General features: G+C 69.9%; 17 protein-coding genes and 1 other RNA gene. 15 read left to right on the top strand and 3 right to left on the bottom strand.

Annotated features, from left to right (window positions below):
- Nucleotides 1–4 precede the first annotated feature (4 nt).
- Nucleotides 5–442, bottom strand: coding sequence for a VOC family protein (locus tag OOT46_RS06000; protein WP_265402681.1), 438 nt, complete (start codon nucleotides 440–442; stop codon nucleotides 5–7).
- 158 nt (nucleotides 443–600) lie between these two features.
- On the opposite strand from OOT46_RS06000, the gene pyrC reads away from it, so the two are divergent.
- From pyrC to OOT46_RS05955, 8 genes are all read left to right on the top strand, one after another.
- Nucleotides 601–1,632 (top strand): dihydroorotase, encoded by a 1,032-nt coding sequence (gene pyrC, locus OOT46_RS05995; RefSeq protein WP_265402680.1) that lies wholly within the window; start codon nucleotides 601–603, stop codon nucleotides 1,630–1,632.
- Nucleotides 1,633–1,645: 13 nt separating this feature from the next.
- Nucleotides 1,646–2,425, top strand: coding sequence for a DUF3025 domain-containing protein (locus tag OOT46_RS05990; protein WP_265402679.1), 780 nt, complete (start codon nucleotides 1,646–1,648; stop codon nucleotides 2,423–2,425).
- An RNA gene (gene rnpB, locus OOT46_RS05985) (RNase P RNA component class A) lies at nucleotides 2,424–2,854 on the top strand. The genes OOT46_RS05990 and rnpB overlap by 2 nt, the downstream gene beginning before the upstream one ends.
- Before the next feature lie 37 nt (nucleotides 2,855–2,891).
- Nucleotides 2,892–4,133 carry a multidrug effflux MFS transporter gene (locus tag OOT46_RS05980; RefSeq protein WP_265402678.1) on the top strand — a complete coding sequence of 414 codons (1,242 nt, stop codon included), beginning with the start codon at nucleotides 2,892–2,894 and terminating at the stop codon, nucleotides 4,131–4,133.
- A 150-nt stretch (nucleotides 4,134–4,283) separates the two neighbouring features.
- Entirely contained in the window at nucleotides 4,284–6,797 is a 2,514-nt protein-coding gene (locus OOT46_RS05975) for a sensor histidine kinase (RefSeq protein ID WP_265402677.1), read from the top strand.
- Between the two features lie 143 nt (nucleotides 6,798–6,940).
- Nucleotides 6,941–8,542, top strand: coding sequence for a methyl-accepting chemotaxis protein (locus tag OOT46_RS30765; RefSeq protein WP_322114235.1), 1,602 nt, complete (start codon nucleotides 6,941–6,943; stop codon nucleotides 8,540–8,542).
- A 269-nt stretch (nucleotides 8,543–8,811) separates the two neighbouring features.
- On the top strand, nucleotides 8,812–10,014 hold the full coding sequence (locus OOT46_RS05960) for an AAA family ATPase (RefSeq protein ID WP_265402676.1): 1,203 nt from the start codon (nucleotides 8,812–8,814) through the stop codon (nucleotides 10,012–10,014).
- Nucleotides 10,011–10,589, top strand: a complete 579-nt coding sequence (locus OOT46_RS05955; RefSeq protein ID WP_265402675.1) for a DUF4276 family protein — start codon at nucleotides 10,011–10,013, stop codon at nucleotides 10,587–10,589. The genes OOT46_RS05960 and OOT46_RS05955 overlap by 4 nt, the downstream gene beginning before the upstream one ends.
- A gap of 25 nt (nucleotides 10,590–10,614) precedes the next feature.
- On the opposite strand, the gene OOT46_RS05950 is transcribed toward OOT46_RS05955, so the two are convergent.
- Nucleotides 10,615–11,079, bottom strand: a complete 465-nt coding sequence (locus OOT46_RS05950) for a DUF2269 family protein (protein ID WP_265402674.1) — start codon at nucleotides 11,077–11,079, stop codon at nucleotides 10,615–10,617.
- The gene (locus OOT46_RS05945; protein WP_265402673.1) at nucleotides 11,079–12,359 is read right to left on the bottom strand and encodes an SDR family oxidoreductase; all 1,281 of its coding nucleotides are present in this window, start codon (nucleotides 12,357–12,359) and stop codon (nucleotides 11,079–11,081) included. Before OOT46_RS05945 ends, OOT46_RS05950 begins: the two co-directional genes overlap by 1 nt.
- 103 nt (nucleotides 12,360–12,462) lie before the next feature.
- On the opposite strand from OOT46_RS05945, the gene OOT46_RS05940 reads away from it, so the two are divergent.
- The 7 genes from OOT46_RS05940 (at nucleotide 12,463) to OOT46_RS05910 (ending at nucleotide 19,850) form a co-directional block, all read left to right on the top strand.
- A complete protein-coding gene (locus OOT46_RS05940) occupies nucleotides 12,463–13,008 on the top strand; it encodes a hypothetical protein (protein ID WP_265402672.1) in 546 nt (181 codons plus the stop codon).
- A gap of 119 nt (nucleotides 13,009–13,127) precedes the next feature.
- Nucleotides 13,128–15,080 carry a TonB-dependent receptor plug domain-containing protein gene (locus OOT46_RS05935; protein WP_265402671.1) on the top strand — a complete coding sequence of 651 codons (1,953 nt, stop codon included), beginning with the start codon at nucleotides 13,128–13,130 and terminating at the stop codon, nucleotides 15,078–15,080.
- A 14-nt stretch (nucleotides 15,081–15,094) separates the two neighbouring features.
- The gene (locus OOT46_RS05930; RefSeq protein WP_265402670.1) at nucleotides 15,095–15,679 is read left to right on the top strand and encodes a YfiR family protein; all 585 of its coding nucleotides are present in this window, start codon (nucleotides 15,095–15,097) and stop codon (nucleotides 15,677–15,679) included.
- Complete coding sequence (locus tag OOT46_RS05925; RefSeq protein ID WP_265402669.1) at nucleotides 15,679–17,574, top strand: ATP-binding protein; 1,896 nt, start codon at nucleotides 15,679–15,681, stop codon at nucleotides 17,572–17,574. Before OOT46_RS05930 ends, OOT46_RS05925 begins: the two co-directional genes overlap by 1 nt.
- A 74-nt stretch (nucleotides 17,575–17,648) precedes the next feature.
- Complete coding sequence (locus OOT46_RS05920; protein WP_265402668.1) at nucleotides 17,649–18,194, top strand: hypothetical protein; 546 nt, start codon at nucleotides 17,649–17,651, stop codon at nucleotides 18,192–18,194.
- Between the two features lie 16 nt (nucleotides 18,195–18,210).
- A complete protein-coding gene (locus tag OOT46_RS05915; protein ID WP_265402667.1) occupies nucleotides 18,211–18,708 on the top strand; it encodes a DUF421 domain-containing protein in 498 nt (165 codons plus the stop codon).
- 221 nt (nucleotides 18,709–18,929) lie between these two features.
- The gene (locus OOT46_RS05910) at nucleotides 18,930–19,850 is read left to right on the top strand and encodes an isoaspartyl peptidase/L-asparaginase (protein WP_265402666.1); all 921 of its coding nucleotides are present in this window, start codon (nucleotides 18,930–18,932) and stop codon (nucleotides 19,848–19,850) included.

The raw sequence follows: 19,850 nt of genomic DNA, 5'->3' as shown, positions 1-19,850 counted from the left end.
GGTCTCAAGCCGCGGCGGCCCAGGGGTCGTAGCTGCCGACGCTCCAGAGCCGCCCCTCGATGTCGCGGCAGGTGAAGCCGCGCCCGCCGTACTCCTCGTTCTTGATCTCGACGACGATTTGCGCGCCGGCGGCCTTGGCGCGGGCATAGACCGCGTCGGGGTCGGCCACCACGAGGTAGGGGCTCTGGGTCTCGACACCGCCCACCTGGTCCGGCAGGTTGACCAGGTCGCCGTATTCGGACTCGTTGTCGGCCGAGCCGAGCATGATCATGCCGTTGCCGAAGACCAGCTGGGCATGCAGGACGCCGCCGCTGTCGTTGGGCACCACCTTCTGCTGCTCGAAGCCGAAGGCCTCGCACAGCCAGTCGATCGCCGCCGGCGCATTGCGGTAACGCAGGCAGGGAATGATGGTGGCACGGGTGTTCTTCGCAATCTCGTTCATATGCAGTTTCCCAAGGTTGAGGCGTGCGACCCGGGCGCGGCCGCGGCCCGGCGCCCAAAGCGAAGGCACAGCATAGGAGTTCGGCGGTCGGCGCGGTGCCCGATGTGTTGCAGAGTGATGGCTGCCGAACGGCCCCGCCAGTGGGACAATCGCTTCCCATGACCGCTACGCTGACCCTCACCCGCCCCGACGACTGGCACCTGCACGTGCGCGACGGTGCCGCCATGCTGGCCGTCGTGCCGGATACCGCACGCCAGTTCGCTCGCGCAATCATCATGCCCAACCTGCGGCCGCCTGTCACCACGGCCGCGCAGGCGCTGGCCTACCGCGACCGCATCCTCGCGGCGGTGCCCGAGGGCGGCGACTTCGAGCCGCTGATGACGCTCTACCTGACCGACAAGCTGCCGGCCGACGAGATCCGCCGCGCGCGCGACGCCGGCGTGGTGGCGGTCAAGCTCTACCCGGCCGGCGCTACGACGAACAGCGATGCCGGCGTGACCGACCTGCGCAAGACCTACAAGACGCTGGAGGTGATGCAGCAGCTGGGAATGCCGCTGCTGGTGCACGGCGAGGTCACCGACGCCGAGATCGACGTCTTCGATCGCGAGAAGGTGTTCATCGACACGAAGCTGATTCCGCTGCGGCGCGACTTTCCCGAGCTGAAAATCGTGTTCGAGCACATCACCACCAGGGAAGCGGCCGACTACGTCAGCGAGGCCGATGCGAGGCTGGGCGCCACCGTCACGGCCCACCACCTGCTCTACAACCGCAACGCCATCTTCACCGGCGGCATCCGCCCGCACTACTACTGCCTGCCGGTGCTCAAGCGCGAGGAGCACCGCCGCGCGCTGGTGGCGGCCGCGACCTCGGGCTCGCCGAAGTTTTTCCTCGGCACCGACAGCGCCCCGCACCCGGCGCACCTGAAGGAGCACGCCAGCGGCTGCGCCGGCTGCTATACCGCGCATGCCGCGCTGGAGCTGTATGCCGAGGCCTTCGAGGCGGCTGGCGCGCTGGACCGGCTGGAAGGCTTCGCGAGCTTCCACGGCGCGGACTTCTACGGCCTGCCGCGCAACACCGGCACCGTGACCCTGCGCAAGGAAAGCTGGACGCCGCCCGAGACCCTGCCTTTCGGCGAGGCCGAGCTCAAGCCGCTGCGCGGCGGCGAGACGCTGGCCTGGCGCCTGGATTGACGCGGCGAGTCTGATGGCGGCCTGGCTGGACGCGGTCGACTGGTCGCGTCCCTGGCTCGCGCCGTACGCCGAACGCGGGCAGCGCGTGGCGGCCCGCATCGCGAACGGTGCGAGCGTCGCACAGTCCCTGAACGCGGAGGCGGCCTTCGGCGAGCCGCCGAGCTTGCCGGCCGGCAAGCTGGTGTTCGTGGCGCAGGACGAGTTGCCGGAGGGCGAGGCCTACGAGGCCTACATCGGCCGCACCGCCGGCGTCCCGACGCGTGACAACCTGCACGACTTCTTCAACGGCCTGGTCTGGTGGGCCGAGCCGGCGCTCAAGCGCCGCCTTCACGAGCTGCAGGCCGGGCAGATCGCGCAGGCCGGGGGCGTGGCCGCGACGCGCGGGCCGGTCCGCGATGCCCTGACCGTTTTCGACGAAAACGGTGCCTTGCTCAACGCGCCTGCCCCATTGCTCGACGCCTTGCGCCGGCGCGAGTGGCGGCGCCTCGGGGTCGAGCTGCGGCCGCTCTGGCGCGAAACACGGCTGCAGCTGTTCGGCCACGCGCTGATGGAAAAGCTGGTGGCGCCGCGCAAGGCCATCACGGCCCATGTGTATGTCGTGCCGCAAGACGGCGACCTGGCCGCCGGCCTGAGCGCCCCGGCCTTGGCGCTCAAACCCTTCCTGCCCTTGCCTGTGCTCGGCGTGCCGGGCTGGTGGCCCGGCAACCAGCAGCCCGGCTTCTACGACGACACCCAGGTCTTTCGGCCGGCGCGCGAGCAGCTTTCCTCCGCAGGCCGGATAATTGCCATGTGAAGCAAGCCAGACCGCCGCCGGTGCGAGACCCGAAAGGGTGCACTGGAGGAAGGTCCGGACTGCACAGGGCAGCGTAGCAGGTAACACCTGTCCGCCGTGAGGCGAGGATCAGAGCAACAGAGACGAGTCGGTCGGTCCTGCAGGGGCGCGCAAGCGACCCTGCAAAGGTTCCAACAGGAAGGGCGACCTTCCTGGGCGAGCCGGGACGGCAGGGCGCAAGCCCTGCGGGACTTGGGGCGCAACCCCAAGGACCGGGTGAAACGGGCAATCTCTACGCGCAGCAACACCAAATAGGCACACGTCGATCCGGCCCGGGGAGTGTGCGGGTAGGTGGCATCGAGCCGTTTCCGCGAGGGGCGGCCCAGAGGAATGGCGGTCACGCCGGGGCGACCCGGCGCACAGAATCCGGCCTATCGGTTTGCTTCACTCTTTAATTTCTTTCCCAACAACAAGAAGGCGACCCGGCATGAACCCTGACGCAGACAAGATCTGGCAGGCGCCGCGCTGGGCGCTGGCGGTGCTGCTGGCGGCGCTGGGCATGCTGGGGCCGTTCTCGATCGACACCTACCTGCCGGCCTTCGCCGGCATCGCCGCTTCGCTCGATGCGACGCCGGTGCAGATGCAGCAGACCTTGTCGGCCTATCTGTTCGGCTTCGCCTTCATGAACCTGTTCCACGGTGCGCTGGCCGACAGCTTCGGCCGCCGGCCGGTGGTGCTGACCGGCGTGGCGGTGTTCACGCTGGCCTCGGCCGGCTGCGCGCTGGCGGGCAACATCGGGGCGCTGGTGTTTTTCCGCGCGCTGCAGGGCCTGTCCGCGGGCGCCGGCATCGTGGTCTCGCGCGCGGTGATCCGCGACATGTTCCCGCCTGCCGAGGCGCAGCGCGTGATGGCGCAGGTCACGATCTACTTCGGGGTCGCGCCGGCCGTGGCACCCATCATCGGCGGCTTCCTGTTCGTGCAGGTCGACTGGCACGCGATCTTCTGGTTCCTGACCGGGGTTGGCGCGCTGCTCTGGTTCGCCAACTTCCGCCTGCTGCCCGAGACCCTGCACGCCAGCCACAGGCAGCCCTTCAACGCCCGCAACCTGCTGCGTGGCTACTGGGCGCTCGGCGCCAACCCGCGTTTCCTGCTGCTGGCGCTGGCCAGCGGCGTGCCCTTCAACGGCCTGTTCCTCTACGTGCTGTCGGCGCCCGCCTTCCTGGGTGAGCACCTGCAGCTGGCACCGACCCAGTTCTTCTGGTTTTTCATGCTCAGTATCGGCGGCATCATGGGCGGCGCCTGGCTGAGCGGTCGGCTGGCCGGCAAGATCGAGCCGCGGCGCCAGATCCGCTGGGGTTTCTCCATCATGGCCGCGACCTCGCTGCTGAATGTGAGCGCCAACCTGTTGCTGCCCGCCCATGTGTCATGGGCCCTGCTGCCGATCGCGATCTTCAGCTTCGGCTGGGCCCTGATGGTGCCGGTCGTGACCCTGATGGTGCTGGACCTGTTCCCCGAGCGCCGCGGCCTGGCATCCTCGCTGCAGGCGGTGATCGGCTCGCTGGCCAATGGCGTGGTGGCGGGCGTGATCGCGCCGCTGGTGATGCATTCGACCCGGTCGCTCGCGCTCGCCTCGCTGGGGATGATGAGCGTGGGCCTGGTGGCCTGGCTGGTGCTGAAGCGGCGCTGGCCAGCGACCGTGCGCTCGCTGGCCGTCGTGCCCCGATCGTGAAATTGTCCGCACTTCTGTCGGGACCACCGCCCCCTTGCAAGGCGGCCTGACAGCACAATCGAGCCCACTGAGAAAGCCGCATAGACTGGCTACGTCAAGCAGGTCAAGATGGGTGGTCGGTGACCTGCCGGAATTTGGCAGTCAGTTGAGATGGAACCATCCAAGTCCCTTGGCGCGCATGCCGCGCCGGCTGTTTCTCACCCGCGGCGCTGGCGTGCTTATGCGCGCGTCTGCAGTGCCGCGACGGCCTTGCTTTGTCTGGCCGCCTTGATCGTCCGCAGCGTCGGTTGGCCTCCTGCCGACGCGGCACCGCAGGGCCTGGTCTCGATGCGGCCCGGCGCCGCGATCGGCCTGGGCCTGCTGGCGGTCGCCTTGTTCGGGCTCGCCACCGCCGCGCCGGGCCGGTCGCCCCGCCACGTGCCCTGGCTGGCCGGGCTCGCCATGCTGGTGGCGGGTCTCACCTTGCTGCCTCATGCGTCGGGGCTGGACCTCGATCTCGGGTTCGCGCCCTGGAACCCGACGCCCGGCGACGGCGCACGACCCGAGCCCCTGCTGCGCATGCCGCTGCTCGGGGCCTTCACGATCCTTGCGCTGGCCGTGAGCCTGGCTGCCACTCACGCCTGCCGCGGCCGCCGCCGCTCGCTGCTGTGCCACGTGGCGCTGGGCGGCGCGCTGCTGGGCATCGGGGTCGGCTACGTGGCGTCGATCGGCCTGCTCTACGAGACCGACTGGCAGGGCAGCGTGTGGTCCGACTTCGGCAGCGTGTCGCTGCCTTCGGCCACCGCGATGCTGATGCTCGGCACCGCCTGTATCGCGGTCCAGCCGCCGCGCGCCGACCTGCTGCAGCGTCTGGCCGCGGACAGCGCTGGGGGCCGTTTTTTCCGCGCCGTGCTGCCGGTGGCGCTGCTGTTCCCGGCGCTGACCGGGTGGTTCCGGGTGGTCGGCCAGCGCAGTGGCTGGCTGGGCTTCGAACTGGGCCTGATCTGGATGGTGCTCGCCTCGACCCTGATGTTCGTCGGCGTGGCGCTGCTCAGTGCCCGCTGGATCGCCCGCCTGGAGGCGGCGCTGCGGGCCAGCCAGGCGACCTTGGAGCAGCGTGTGGTCGAGCGCACCGCCCAGCTGGCCGAGGCGATCGAGCGCGTGCGCGAAAGCGAGGAACGTTTCCGTTTCATGGCCGAGGCGGCGCCGGCCCTGATCTGGATGTCCGATGTCGACGGGCACTGCAACTACGTCAACCGCAGCTGGCTGCAGTTCACCGGCCGCCGCATGGAGCAGGAGACCGGCGAGGGCTGGCTGCAGAGCGTGCACCCGCTCGACCGCGAGCGCGTCGCGCAAGGCTTCCGCCAGGCCCTGCAGAGCCGGCGCACCTTCAAGCAGGAGTACCGCTTGCGCCGCAGCGACGGGGCCTGGCGCTGGATCGTCGCCACCGGCACGCCGCGTTTCGAGGGGCCGGGGCGCTTTGCGGGCTATGTCGGCACCGGCGCCGACATCCACGATGCCAAGTCGACCGCGCTGGCGCTGCAGGCCAGCCGCCAGCAGCTGGCGTCCATCGTCGATTCGGTGACGGCCGCCATCATCTCGCTGGATGCCAGCCACCGCATCGTGCTGTTCAACGCCGCGGCGGAAAAGATGTTCCAGATCAGCGCCGACCGCATGCTCAGCCGCACCGTGGACCTGCTGCTGCCCGAGCGGCTGAGGGGCGGACCCGAGGAGGCCGTGGCGCTGTTCGAGCAGAGCGCCGCCGGCCAGCACGAGGGCGGTGCGGGGCCGGAACTGCGGGGGCTGCGTTCCGGCGGCGAGGAGTTCCCGCTGGAGGCCTCGGTGTCGCGCGTCGAATCCGACGGCGTGCGCCTGCTCACGCTGGTGCTGCGCGACATGAGCGAGGTGCACGCGCTGGAAGCCGAGCGACGCGCCCGCGCCGCCGCCGAGGAGGCGAGCCGCGCCAAGTCCTTGTTCCTCTCGCACCTGAGCCACGAGTTGCGCACGCCGCTGAACGCGGTGATCGGCTTTTCGCAGCTGCTGCTGGCGACCGCGCCGCCCCAGGACCCCAGGTCGACCCAGCACAAGTACGCCGGCTACATCCTGCAGGCCGGCAACCACCTGCTGGCCATGATCAACGACCTGCTGGACCTGAGCCGCATCGAGGCCGGCCAGACCCAGCTGCAGATGCGCGCGGTCGACCTGGAGGCCTCGCTGCAACACAGCGTGCAGCTGGTGGCCTCGCAAGCCGAGACAGCGGGGATCACGGTGCAGGTGACCCCGCCGCCGCCGGACGCCACGCCGCTGGTCATCGCCGACGAGGGCCGGCTGCGCCAGGTGCTGGTCAACCTGCTCAGCAACGCCATCAAGTACAACCGGCCGCAAGGCCATGTCGAGGTCGGCGTCAGCCAGTACGACGACGAAGACCTCGCCATCGAGGTGCGCGACACCGGCTTCGGCATGAGTCCCGAGCAGCTCGACGACCTCTTCAAGCCCTTCAGCCGACTCGGCCGCGAGCACAGCGACATCGAGGGCACCGGCATCGGCCTGTCGCTGTCGAAGAAGCTGATCGAGATGATGGGCGGGCGCATCGAGGTGCGCAGCACGCCGGAGCAGGGCAGTACCTTCACCGCGGTGCTGCGCGCCGCCGGGCGCCAGGGGCCGGGGGCGACACAGCGGCATTGACCCGGCGGTGGGGCCGGAAAATTGCGCCGACGTGCTGCATTGCCGCAGGAAATCGCTCAAGAACGGCCGCGCGGGACCGATATGTGCCGCATGCCTTGTTGCGCTCCCGGTGCCCTCGTCGCCTGGCTCATCGAGTTTCCGCCATGCCACTCATGTCCTTCTTCCGCCTGTCCGTGGCCCGACGGCTGGCCTTCGGCTTTTCCAGCCTGGTGCTGATGCTGCTCGGGGTCGCGGCGCTCAACGGGCTGGAGTTCCGCAACATGGCGGCCAGCCTGCGCCAGATCGTCGAAGTCAACGACCCTAAGAGCGCGCTGGCGCAGCGCATGCTGAACCACATCAACGAGCTGGCACTGCAGACGCGCACCTTGGCGCTGCTGACCGACATCAAGGAGATCGACGCGGAGCTGGCGGCGATCAAGGCCTCGCAGGCTGCCTACCGGCAGGCCGAGCAGGCCCTTGCCGACAGCCTGAAGGCGGCCGGCGCCGGGCCGCAGGAGCAACAGCTGCTGAAGGAGCTGGCCGAGGCGGCCCGGCAGACCGTGCCGCTGATGCTGCGCGCTGCGCAGGAGGGCGCGGACGGCGCCACCGCCGAGGCCTCGCGCACCCTGCTGGTGGAGGTGCGTCCGCTGGAGGCGACCTGGCGGCGCAAGGTGGCCGAACTGATCGTGCTGGAGCAGCGGCTCAACCAGGCTGCCTACCAGCAGGCGCCGGCCGGCCAGCGGCGTGCGCTCGGCGTCGCCGGCGTGGTGGTGGTACTCGCCGTCCTGGCCGGCGCGCTGCTCGGCTGGCGCCTCATACGCAGCGTGAAGCGCCCCATCGACCGTGCCATCGGCCTGGCCGAGCGCATCGCCGAGGGCGACCTGGCGACCCGCGTCGAGGTCGGCGACCAGGACGAGATCGGACGCCTGCTGAGCGCCGTCGCGGCGATGCAGGACCGGCTGCGTACGCTGGTGGGCCAGATCCGCCAGTCGGCCGACAGCATCCAACTCGCCAGCGCTGAGGTGGCCAGCGGCAACCAGGACCTGAGCCAGCGCACCGAGATGGCGGCTGTCAGCCTGCAGCGCACCGCCTCCTCGATGGATCAGCTCACCGGCACGGTGCGCCAGAACGCCGAGGCGGCTTCGCAAGCCAACCAGCTGGCCGTCTCGGCTTCGGCGGTCGCGATGCGCGGTGGCGACGCCGTCGGACGGGTGGTGAGCACCATGGACGAGATCAACGCCAGCTCCCGCAAGATCGGCGACATCATCGCGGTGATCGATGCCATCGCCTTCCAGACCAACATCCTGGCGCTCAACGCGGCCGTCGAGGCGGCGCGCGCCGGCGAGCAGGGCCGTGGCTTCGCGGTGGTGGCCGGCGAGGTGCGTTCGCTGGCCCAGCGTTCGGCCGACGCGGCGCGCGAGATCAAGGCGCTGATCGGCAGCTCGGTCGACAAGGTCGAGGCGGGCGCCCGCCAGGTGCAGGACGCAGGCGAGACCATGACCGAGATCGTCGCCAGCGTGCAGCGTGTGGCCGACATCATCGGCGAGATCACCACCGCCTCGAGCGAGCAGTCCGGCGGCCTGGGGGAGATCAACCAGTCGGTCGGCCAGCTGGAGCAGATGACGCAGCAGAACGCCGCCCTGGTGGAGCAGTCGGCCGCCGCGGCGCAGAGCCTGCGCGAGCAGGCCGGCCAGCTGGCCGGCATGGTGGCGACCTTCCGGCTGCGCGAGGGCGAATCACGCTCCGACAATCGGACAGCGGCCTGAGCCCTCGGGTCCATGTGGCCGTAGCCGGCGCTGCTGTCCGGGACAGCTTGCCTTATGGCGGACAAGGAGCTGACTCTTGAGGACCGCCTGCAGGCCGAACCCGGTGGAAGTTGTGCAAGACTAGTGACCCGTACGCCTCGGTGTAAGCGGGGAAGTTCCTCGATCGGTCTGCCAGTGGCGACAGAAGCGCATTCAGCCCGGTGAAGGACCGCTGCCGGCGGCGCCGGCGGTTGGTCTCAGCCGGCTAACCAGAGTTTCCAGGAGCGGTGATGAGTTCCACGGTTTTCATACGCCGGGTACGAGCGAAGAACTTCAAAAGTATCGCGGCCTGCGATGTCGAACTGGGGCCGCTGACCTACCTCGTTGGTCCCAACGGATCGGGAAAGAGCAATTTGCTCGACGCACTTCACTTCGTCAGGGACGCCTTGGAGGGCTCGCTGGAGAATGCCCTGCACCTGCGCGGCGGCTTGTCCGAAGTGAGGCGCCGTTCGGGGGGGCATCCGACTCATTTTGGGGTTCGCCTGGATTTTCACCTGCCGGACGGGCGTCATGGCTACTATGCATTCAATGTCGGCTCCAAGCCTGCCGGCGGATTCGAAGTGCTGCGAGAGGAATGCGCCATAGGAGAGGCGGGCATGGGGCCGTCCTATGTCGTGGCGCAGGGCAAGCCGGAGAAAACGAGCGAAGACGTATTTCCCGTCAGTACGCCGGATCGGCTGGCTCTTGTGAACGCCGCTGGTTTACCGGCATTCCGACCCGTGTTCGATGCACTGGTGGGAATGAATTTCTACAACCTCAATCCGCGGGTGATGCGTGACCTGCAGAAGCCGCAGGACGGGGCGACTTTGAAGCCGGTTGGCGAAAATATCGCGAGCGTCGTTTCTTTTCTCGAACGTTACGCGCCTCGGCAAAAAGCTTTGGTCGAGGAATATCTGAATCTCGTCGTCCCATCGGTGCACGGCGTGGAGCGGATAGGCGTGGGCCACATGGAGACCGTGGAGTTCAGGCAAGACACGGCTGGCTCCAAACACCCGTGGAGGTTTGCCGCCAACAGCATGTCTGACGGAACGCTTCGCGCACTCGGTATTCTCGTCGCTCTGTTCCAGGGCGGTGATCAGAGCAGGCCGAGCCTGATCGGCATCGAGGAGCCGGAGGTCGCGCTGCATCCTGCAGCTGCCGCTGTCGTGCGCGAGGCATTGAGCCGCGCCTCGGAGCGCAGCCAAGTCCTGGTGACGAGCCACAGCCCCGATCTCCTCGACGATGTCAACATCGGCGTGGACAGCTTGCTGGCCGTCTCTTCCGAAGGTGGTGTCACCCAGATTGCGCCGATCGACGAGGGGGCGCGGAAAGTCATGCGGGATCGCTTGTACACTGCCGGCGAACTGTTGAAGCTGAATCAGCTCTCGCCCGATAGCGATCGATTCATCGACCCCGAGACCCAGCAGTTGAAACTGTTCGGAGTCTCCGTATGACGACGATAGTGACGATCGTCGAAGGTGACGGGGAGGTCAAAGCAGTACCGATCCTGCTCCGGCGTATCGCAGAGTCGCACGGCGTTTACGACCTCGACGTCCCGGTGCCCATCCGTGTCCACCGGGATCAGTTCATCCAGCGGCAGGACGAGTTTCAACGCAAGGTCTTGTTGGCGGCTGCAAAGGCGGGATTGGCGGGCGTCATCCTTATATTGCTCGACGCTGATGATGATTGCCCGGTGGAATTGGCCAGGGCGATCGGGGAGCGAGCTTCAGCGGTCGCACCGCACAAGACCATCTCGGTGGTCATCGCCAATCGCGAGTACGAAGCCTGGTTCCTTGCTGCTGCCGATTCCCTCGCGGGCAAGCGCGGCCTTTCGCCGGAGCTCCAGCCTCCGGCAGATCCTGACGCCTTGCGGAACGCTAAGGGCTGGCTGAGCCAGCGGATGCCCGGCGGCCGTTACCACGAGGTCCTGGATCAGGCAGCAATGACTGCGATCTTTGACATCGACGAGGCAGCTCGTCGCAGTCGTTCCATGCGCCGACTGTGCTCGGTCGTGGAAGCCGCGCTCTAGCGATACCGGAGCTCCGCATGAGTCCTCATGCCGGCTTCGCCACCATCAGGTAGAAGATCATCACGAAGGCGAAAAACGCCGGTACGCCGAGCACCACCCAGACCTTGAGGTGGCGGAAGTACATCGCGGGCAGGTGGGCGCCGCGCGCGGCCGCGTCGCGCGCGATGCGGCGCAGCACGATCTGCAGCCACACCACCGGCAGCCAGCAGGCCGTCGCGATGACGTAGAGCCAGAGCGACCAGCGGATCCAGGCGGCGTCGAAGGACATGCCGGCCAGGTGCATCATGTAAAAGCCGCTGAGAGGCTGGAACACGATGGTGGTGGAGGTGAACAGCCAGTCGGCCCGTACCACCAGGCCGCTGACCACCGCGACCGCCCGGGCGTCGCGGCCCAGGCTCGCGAACAGCAGGTAGAAGGCCGAGCCCACCCCGGTGCCGAACAGGAAGGTGGACGACAGCACGTGCAGCCACTTGACCACGAGGTATTCCATCAGCGCTCCTCCATCTCGTAGAGCAGCCACAGCAGCGCGAGCAGCGGCAGGTTCTTCAGGATCGGGCCGTAGGGATGCAGCCAGAACTCGGGCAGCCGCACGGTGATGACCACGGTGTAGAAGCCCATCAAGGCGATCTGGGCCCGCCACAGCGGCCGGCGCCGCTTCATCAGCAAGGTCGCGATGCCGAGGGCGAGGTCCAGCAGCGCCGCGCCGTAGAGCATCAGCGGGGCCAGCGGCCCCGGCACGCCGGCACGCGCCAGCAGCTCGTAGCTCTGCTGGACCGGAAACAGGCCGAGCGAGACGATGCCGGTGACGATCCAGACCAGCGCCACGCTCCAGCGTGCCAGCGGCAGCAGCCAGGCGAGCTGCGCCGTGCGCCGGGTTTCGGGCACCGCGGCGGGCTCGACGAACTGCGCCACCTCGCGCGGCGGGCGGCCCAGCAAGGCGGCCGTGGGCCCCGCGTCGCCGGTGTTGCCCCGCTGCAGCATGCGCCAGGTGTCCTGGTCCAGCAGGCTGCCGGGCAGGTGGCTCCCGACCCGTGCTGCCAGGCCGACCAGCGCAGCGGGCACCGGCAGGAAACGCGGCCGGCCCAGGCCCAGCGCCTGCCGCAGCGTGGCGAGGAAGTCGCGCAGCGAGACCGGGTGCGGGCCCACCAGCGGCACGCGACCACACACCTGCGGCTGCGCCAGCAAGGCGGCGATGGCTTCGACGGCATCGTCCACATGGATGGGCTGCACCTGTTGCGCACCGCGCCCCGGCAGCCCGATCACCGGCAGGCTGGCCAGCATCGTGAACAAGCGGGCGCTGGTGCCGCCAGGGCCGTAGACCAGCGAGGGCTGGACCACCGCCACCGAGTCCAGCGGCAAGCCCAGCAGGTAGTCGTCGGCGGCCTTCTTGCTGCGGTGGTAGTCGCTCTCGGCGTGCTCGTCGGCGCCCAGCGCCGAGATCTGGACGACCCGCGAGACGCCAGCCGCGGCGCAGGCCGCGAACAAGGCACACGGGCCCTGCACATGGATGCGCGCGAAGCTCTGGCGGCCGTGCTCGCGCAGGATGCCGGCGGCATTGATGACCGCGTCGACGCCGGCCAGCCGGGGCATCCAGTCGGCCACCGTGACATCACGCTCGAAGTCGGCGGCCACGTAGCGCACCGGCACCCCGTCGGATGCCGCTTGCGGCGGGCGGCGCACCGCGCAGACCACGTGGTGCCCGGCCTGCAGCAGGACGCGCGTCAGTCGAGCGCCGAGAAAGCCGCTCGCGCCGGTCAGCAGAACGATCAAGAAGCAGCTCCCCCTGGGTGCGGGGCCGCGGACCGCGGCCCGAGGTACGGCGTTTGCCTTCTCCTCAGTTGTAGCAAATGTCGTTCCCCCACCGGAGGCTTCGATGAGCCCGTGCTCCGCCTTTCTTCTGCGCGTCGCTGTCCGCGGCAGCCTCGCCAGCCTGGCATCCGGGCTGGTGCTCGCCGCTTGCGGACAATGGCGCAAGGGCCGTCCGGCCGCGCCCCTGAATGCACCCAGCCATTGGCTCTGGGGCGACCCCGCGCTGCGCCAGCACCGGGTCAGCCTGCGCTACAGCCTGACCGGCTTCACCGTCCACCATGCCTCGTCATTGTTGTGGGCCGCGGTGCATGAGCGCTGCGCACCCAGCTGCCGGGGGCTGTCGGCAGCGCCCGCTGCCGTGCTGCGCGACGCGGCGGTGGTGACGGCGCTCGCGGCCTGGGTCGACCTGGCGGTGGTGCCGTGGCGCCTGTCGCCAGGCTTCCAGCGCCACTTGAGCACGGGGCAACTGGTTGCGGTGTACGGCGCTTTTGCCGCCGGCCTGGCGGCGGGGACGGCAGCGTTGAACCGGAAACGGCCGGCTCGGGCGGGAATTTTGTGTCAGAAGGAAAATCCCACTGCCAGTCGTCCGGGCGACAGCCAAGGGCGGTAAGTTCCGAGGTGCGACAGCGGTCTCTGGCCCGAGCAGGCAGTAGTTTCGTGGCGGCATCGATGGCCGTCCTGCCGCGGGGCTTGCGGGCCGTGTGTCACGACACCCGTGAGCTGCCTGCGATGCCCCTGTTGTTCCTGTTCCCCGACCGCCCCGGAGCGCCGAGCCGCCCTGCCTTCCGGCTCCGGCACACGCCCTTGTACCTTTGCGCGGTACTGGGGCCCGTGCTGCCCGCCGCAGCCCGCCACGCCGACCTGGCCGATCTCTCGCTGGAGCAGTTGCGCGAGGTGGTCGTCACCTCCGTGTCGCGCCGGGAAGAGCCGCTGGCCACGACTGCGGCTTCGGTGTTCGTGATTCACGCCGAGGACATCCGCCGCAGCGGCGCCACCAGCCTGCCCGAGGCCTTGCGTCTGGCCCCTTCGCTCGACGTCGCGCGGGCCGGCAATGGGCATTACGCCATCAGTGCGCGCGGTTTCAACAACCTGCTGGCCAACCACATGCTCGTGATGATCGACGGTCGCACCCTCTACACGCCGCTGTTCTCCGGCGTCCTGTGGGATGCGCAGGAGCTGATGATCGAGGACATCGAGCGCATCGAGGTGATCAGCGGCCCCAGCAGCGCGATGTGGGGCACCAACGCGGTCAACGGTCTGGTCCACGTCTTCACGCGGCGGCCGCGCGACACGCAAGGCAGCCTGGTCTCGGCCGTCGCCGGCAACCGGGAGCGCTCGCTGGCCGTGCGCCACGGCGGCAGCTGGAGCGGGTCGGGTGCCTGGCGCGTCTATGCCCGCCGTCATGACCGCTCCGACAGCGGGCGCAGCGCGGGCGAGGACTCGGGCGACGAGGCGCACGGTGTGCAGGCCGGTTTCCGGGCCGCCTGGGAGGGTGAAGGCCGCTCCTTCAACCTGCAGGGCGACCTCTACGAGGGCGAGCTGCAGCAGCGGCCCAGCGAGCGTCAGGTCTCCGGCGGCAACCTGTTGGGCCGCTGGCGGCAGCCCCTGGGCGAGGCCAGCCAGGCGACGGCTCGGCTCTATCTGGAGCGCACGCGCCGGGAGCAGCCGGTGCTGTCGGCCGCCGGCATCGACGAGTTCGAGGAAACCCTGGACAGCCTCGACGCGGTGCTGCAGCTCGCGACCCGGCCGGCCGAGGGGCACGAGGTGATGGCGGGTGCAGGCTATCGCCGGGCGCACGACAGGGTGCGCAACCCGGCGTCCTTCGCCTTCGTGCCGGCCGAGCGGGAGCTGAGCTGGAGCCGGCTGTTCGCCGAGGACCGCATCGAGTTGCGCGAGGGGCTGCAGCTGACCCTGGGCGCCAGCCTAGAACGCAACCCCTATACCGGTACCGAGTTCCTGCCCAGCGCGCGGCTGGCCTGGCAGGACGACAAGGCCGGCTTGTGGTGGGCCTCGGCCTCGCGCGCGGTGCGGGCGCCGGCCCGCATCGACCGGGACTACCGGGTGCCGGCCGAGCCGCCCTATCAGCTCGCCGGTGGCCCGGACTTCCGGGCCGAGGTGTCCGACGTGTTCGAGCTGGGCCGGCGCGCCCGGCCGCAACCGGCTGTTTCGTATTCGATGACCTTGTTCCACCATGAGCACCGCCGCCTGCGCAGCGTCACGCCGCGCGCCGGCGGCGCGGTGCTGGAGAACCACATCGAGGGCTACAGCCGCGGCGCCGAGGGCTGGGCCAGCTGGCAGGTCACCTCCCGCTGGAAGCTCGGCGCCGGCGGCGTGCTGCTGCGCCAGCACTTGCGGGTGCGCCCGGGCCGCTCGGACGCCGGCGGCCTGCAGGCCTTGGGCAACGATCCACGGCACTGGCTCAGCCTGCGCTCCTCGCTCGACCTGGGCAAGGCGATGAGCTGGGACCTGAGCCTGCGCCGAACCGGCGCCCGGCCGCAACCGCGTGTCGAGGCCTATACCGGGCTCGACACCTACCTGGCCTGGCGGCCGCGTGCCGGCCTCGAGCTGGGGCTGGCGCTGCGCAACCTGCTCGATGCGCATCATGCGGAGTGGCGCCAGCTGCGCAGCAGCGGCGTCCAGCCGGGACGCGAGGCCTCGCTGATGCTCCGGTGGCAGCTGTGACGAAGGTGCTCCCCTTGTCAGCCGACTCCTGGAACGCCGGCCGGGTCGCTCGCGGGCCGCGGCGCCGCTTCGCGCTGGCGGCGCTGATGCTGGGGCTCGCGCTGCCCGCGCGGGCGCGGGCTGCCGAAACAGCGCTGGCGGCGAGCGTGAAGGCCGTCTATCTCTACAAGTTCCTCGACTATGTGGAGTGGCCACCGATGGCCTTTGCCGGTGCCGACAGCCCCATCGTGATCGGCGTGGCCGGCTCCGAGGAAGTGTTCGGCGAGCTGCGTGACATCCTGGTCGGCCGCACCGCCCAGGGGCGTCCCCTGCAGGCGCGCCGGGTCGTCGAGGGCGAGGCGCTGGACGGGCTGCACCTGCTCTACCTCGGCCGCCAGATCGGGCCGGCGCAGGAGGCCTGGCTGGCGCGCTGGCGCGAGCGCCCGATCCTGTTCGTCAGCGATGCCCCGCAGGGGGCGGGGGCGCTGGGCGTCATCAACTTCACGCTGGTGCGCGGGCGGGTGCGTTTCGAAGTCTCGTTGCCGGCCGCCGAGCGGGCCGGGCTCAAGCTCAGCTCGCGCATGCTCAGCGTCGCCGAACGCGTCATCGGAGCGCGATGATGGCCACATCCAACTCGCTGCGCCAGAAGATGTTGCTGGTGGTGCTGACCACCACCTTCGCCGCGCTGCTGCTGAGCGCCACCGCCTTGCTGATCTACGAGTTGCGCAGCTTCCGCGCCGCGTGGATCGAAGACCTGACCACCCAGGCCGACCTGATCTCGCGCTCCAGCGCGGCGGCGCTCGCCTTCGACGACCTGCGCGCCGCCAGCGAGAACCTGGAGCTCCTGAAGCACCGCCCGCAGATCGCCGCGGCCGCCGTCTATGCGCCGGACGGCGACCTGTTTGCCAGCTACGCCGCGGCCGACGACGTGCCGCCCAGCTTCCCGGTCGCACCGGGCCCCGAGGGTGCTCGCATCGGCAACGGCGAGCTCGAGATCTTCCAGCGCGTCGAGCAGAACGGCGAGCTGCTGGGCACGGTCTACCTGCGCGCCCGCTACGACGTGACCACACGCCTGCTCGACTACGTCGCCATCCTCGCGGCGGTGACCGTCACCAGCCTGCTGGCCGCGGCACTGATCTTCAGCCGGCTGCAGCATGCGGTGACCCGGCCCATCCTGGCGGTCGCGCAGGTGGCGCGCGAGGTGATGGAACGGCGCAACTATGCGCTGCGCGTGCCCAAGGACAGCGACGACGAGATCGGCGTGCTGGTCGACGCCTTCAACAACATGCTCACCGAGGTGGGCCGGCGCACCGAGGCGCTGGAGCGCAGCAACCACGACCTGTCGATCGAGATGGAGGAGCGCCAGAAGGCCGAGGCGGCGTTGCGGGCCGCGGACCGGCGCAAGGACGAGTTCCTCGCGACCCTGGCACACGAGCTGCGCAACCCCTTGGCGCCGCTGAGCAACGGCATCGAGATCCTCAAGCTGCCCAAGGCCGATGCCGAGGCGCGCGGCCGCGTGCTGGGCATCATGGAGCGCCAGTTGCGCCAGATGGTGCGGCTGATCGACGACCTGCTGGAGGTCTCGCGCATCACCACCGGCAAGCTGGCCCTCAAGCGCGAGCCGCTGGACATCGTGGCGCTGCTGCGCGGCGTGCTGGAGATCGGGGAGCCGGCTCTGCAGACGCGCGGCCACGCGCTCAGCGTCACGCTGCCGGAGGCACCGGTCTGGGTGAGCGCCGATGCGACACGCCTGTCGCAGGTGTTCGCCAACCTGCTCAACAACGCCGTCAAGTACACCGATCCGGGCGGCCACATCGAGGTCGGCCTCGAGAGCCTCGAGGGCGAGGTGGTGGTGCGGGTGCGCGACAACGGCATCGGCATCGCACCCGAGATGCAGGCCGCGATCTTCGACATGTTCATGCAGGTCGACAAGTCGCTGGAGCGCGGCCGCGCCGGCCTGGGTGTGGGGCTGACCCTGGCGCAGCAACTGGTCGAGCTGCACGGCGGGCGCATCACGGTGCGCAGCGCCGGCCTCGGGCAGGGCTCGGAGTTCGTCGTGACGCTGCCGCTCGGGGTCGCGCCGCCGCCGCCCGCGGCCGGACCGGACGCCGACGAGCCGGCCCTGCACCACACGCCGCTGCACATCCTGCTGGCCGACGACAACGTCGACTTCGCCAGCAGCCTGGCGAGCATGCTGGAGTCGCTGGGCCACCAGGTGCGCGTGACGCACGACGGCTGCGCGGCGCTGCAGGCGGCGCTCGACGAGCCGCCGGACATCGCCTTCCTCGACATCGGGATGCCGGGCCTCAACGGCTACGACCTGGCCCGGCGCCTGCGCGAGCAGGCACGCACCCGCGCCGCGGTGCTCGTGGCCGTCACCGGCTGGGGCCAGGACAGCGACCGCGAGCAGGCTCGCCGTGCCGGTTTCGACCACCACCTCGTGAAGCCGGTCGAGATGAGCCAGGTGCTGCCGATGCTGCGCGCCGCGGCCGGGGAGCCGGCCGCGCAGGGCTGAGGTGCGCCTTCCTGCCTGGAGGCCGCGGGGCTCGCACGCTTCTTGCCAGGCCGGGAGCAGCAAGGAGGACCCCCATGAAGCTCTCCCACCAGGACGAAGCCGCCGCGGAAAAACGCGGCGGCGAGCCGCCGGCTCCGCCGCAACTCGACCGGCGCATCGAGCTGGCGCCGCTTCAAATCCTCGGACTGCTGCTGCTGCTGGCCTTGCCGGTGGCGGCGCTCAGCGGTGCCCTCGGCCCTCGCCACGGCCATGAAAGCGCCTCGGGCCAGGGGCTGGAGCTGAGCGTCGACTATCCCGAACGGCTGCGCCACCAGACCTCGCTGACCCTGGAGGTGAGCGTCAAGAACACCGGGAGCGCGGCCCTGCAGCAAACCCTGCTGCGCATCGACGAGCCGTATTTCGCCCACTTCTCGCAGGCCCGGTTCACCCCGGAGCCCGGGCGCCTGAGCGACGAGCACTACGAAGTCGACCTCGGCGAACTGGCGCCCGGCGCCAGCCGCAAGCTGGTCGTCCACCTCGAGGCCGACGAGTGGGGCCGCCATGCCGGGCGGGTGTCGGCGCAGGCAAGCCAGGGCGCGCCGCCGGTGGAGGTCGCCTTCGCGACCGTGGTGTTCCCCTGAACCCTCAGGAGGCCTGATGGAAACCGTCTTTCGTGTCGCGATCATCTACCTGTTCGTGCTGGTCGGGCTGCGCCTGCTGGGCAAGCGCGAGTTCGGCCAGCTGTCGCCGCTGGAGCTGGTGACCCTGTTGATGATTCCCGAGATCGTCTCGCAGGCGCTGACCGGCGACGACCACTCGCTCACCAATGCGCTGGTCGGCGTCTCGACGCTGCTGGTGCTGGTGCTGGTGACCTCGGTCGTGATGCACCGCTTCCGTCGGGTCGAGACCGCCATCACCGGCGAACCCAGCGTGCTGGTGGCCGACGGCCAACTGCGCCCCCACGTGCTCAACATCAACCGGGTTTCGCCCGACGAGGTGTTCAGCGAGATGCACAAGTCCGGCCTGGACCGGCTGGAGCAGGTGCGCTGGGCCATCCTGGAGACGGACGGCAGCATCGCCATCGTCCCCACCGAGGCGGCACGCAGCAAGGTCGGGCTGGTGCCCAACGGCAAGGAGCAGGCCGCGATTCGCTGAGCCCCGGGGAGCAATCCCTACCGCTGCCTCCGCACCGGCGGTAAGAGAGAACCCTTGCCAGCCCGGCCGGCACCCGGCGCCGTGCTCGCAGCAACCGCCCGGGCCGCAGGTCCGGCGCTGTCTGCCCCTGCGGTCCGTTTTGCCGGCGGCCCGATCACCCCCGCTGGCACGCCGATTGCCGCCTGTGTTTCGCCAGCTCGAAAAACACTGGAGACCTTGCAATGCAAGTGACAAACGGCGTCGCCATCGTGACCCACGGTGGCTCGGGCAGCCCGGTGGAGTGGTCCGACGGCTGCCGACATGCGGCGGCACTGGCGCGCGAGCAGGCGCGCTCCGGGGCATCGGCCCTGGAGGCGGCGGTCGCCGCGGTGGTCGCGCTCGAGGACGACGGGCGCTACAACGCGGGCAGCGGGGCCATCCTCCGATTGGACGGCAAGACGCTGGAGATGGACGCCGCGGTGATGGACAGCCGCGGACTGCTCGGCGCCGTGGCCTGCCTGCAAGGCTGCAAGAACCCGGTGCTGGTGGCTCAGGCCGTGACCCGCACGCCCCACGTGTTGCTGGCGGGCGAGGGCGCCGGTCGCTTCGCGCGCGTGCTGGGCTTCGAGGCTTCGGCGGGCCCCAGCCGCGCGGCCCTCGACTACCACGCGCAGTTGATGCGCGCATTCGCCGACCCCGAGCAGGCCGATCCCGACGATCGCGAAGGTGCCTCGAAGGCCGATGTCTACAAACGCTTCTGGAACTTCCCCACGCCCTGGGACGAGGTCGTCAAGGCTCATGGCAGCGGCACGGTCGGCGCGGTGGTGCGCAGCGCCGACGGGCAGTTCGCGGTCGCCACCTCGACCGGCGGATCGGCACCCACCCTGCTGGGCCGCGTCGGCGATACCCCCATCGCAGGCTGCGGCTACTACGTCGGCGAGCACGGCGCGATCGCCGCCACCGGCGTCGGCGAGTACATCGTCCGCCAGATGCTCGCGCGCACCGTGCACGACTGGCTGGGCCAGGGCCTGCCATTGCAGCAGGCGCTGGACCGCGGCATCGCACTGTTCGACCGGAGCGTCAGCGTGGGGCTGATCGGCGTCACGCGCGACGCGGCGGCCAGCAGCAGCAACCGGAACATGGCCGCGCACGTCCTGACCTGA

The organism is Aquabacterium sp. A7-Y (assembly GCF_026153205.1).
Lineage (GTDB): Bacteria > Pseudomonadota > Gammaproteobacteria > Burkholderiales > Burkholderiaceae_C > Caldimonas.
This window is presented reverse-complemented; position numbering and strand designations above follow the sequence as displayed.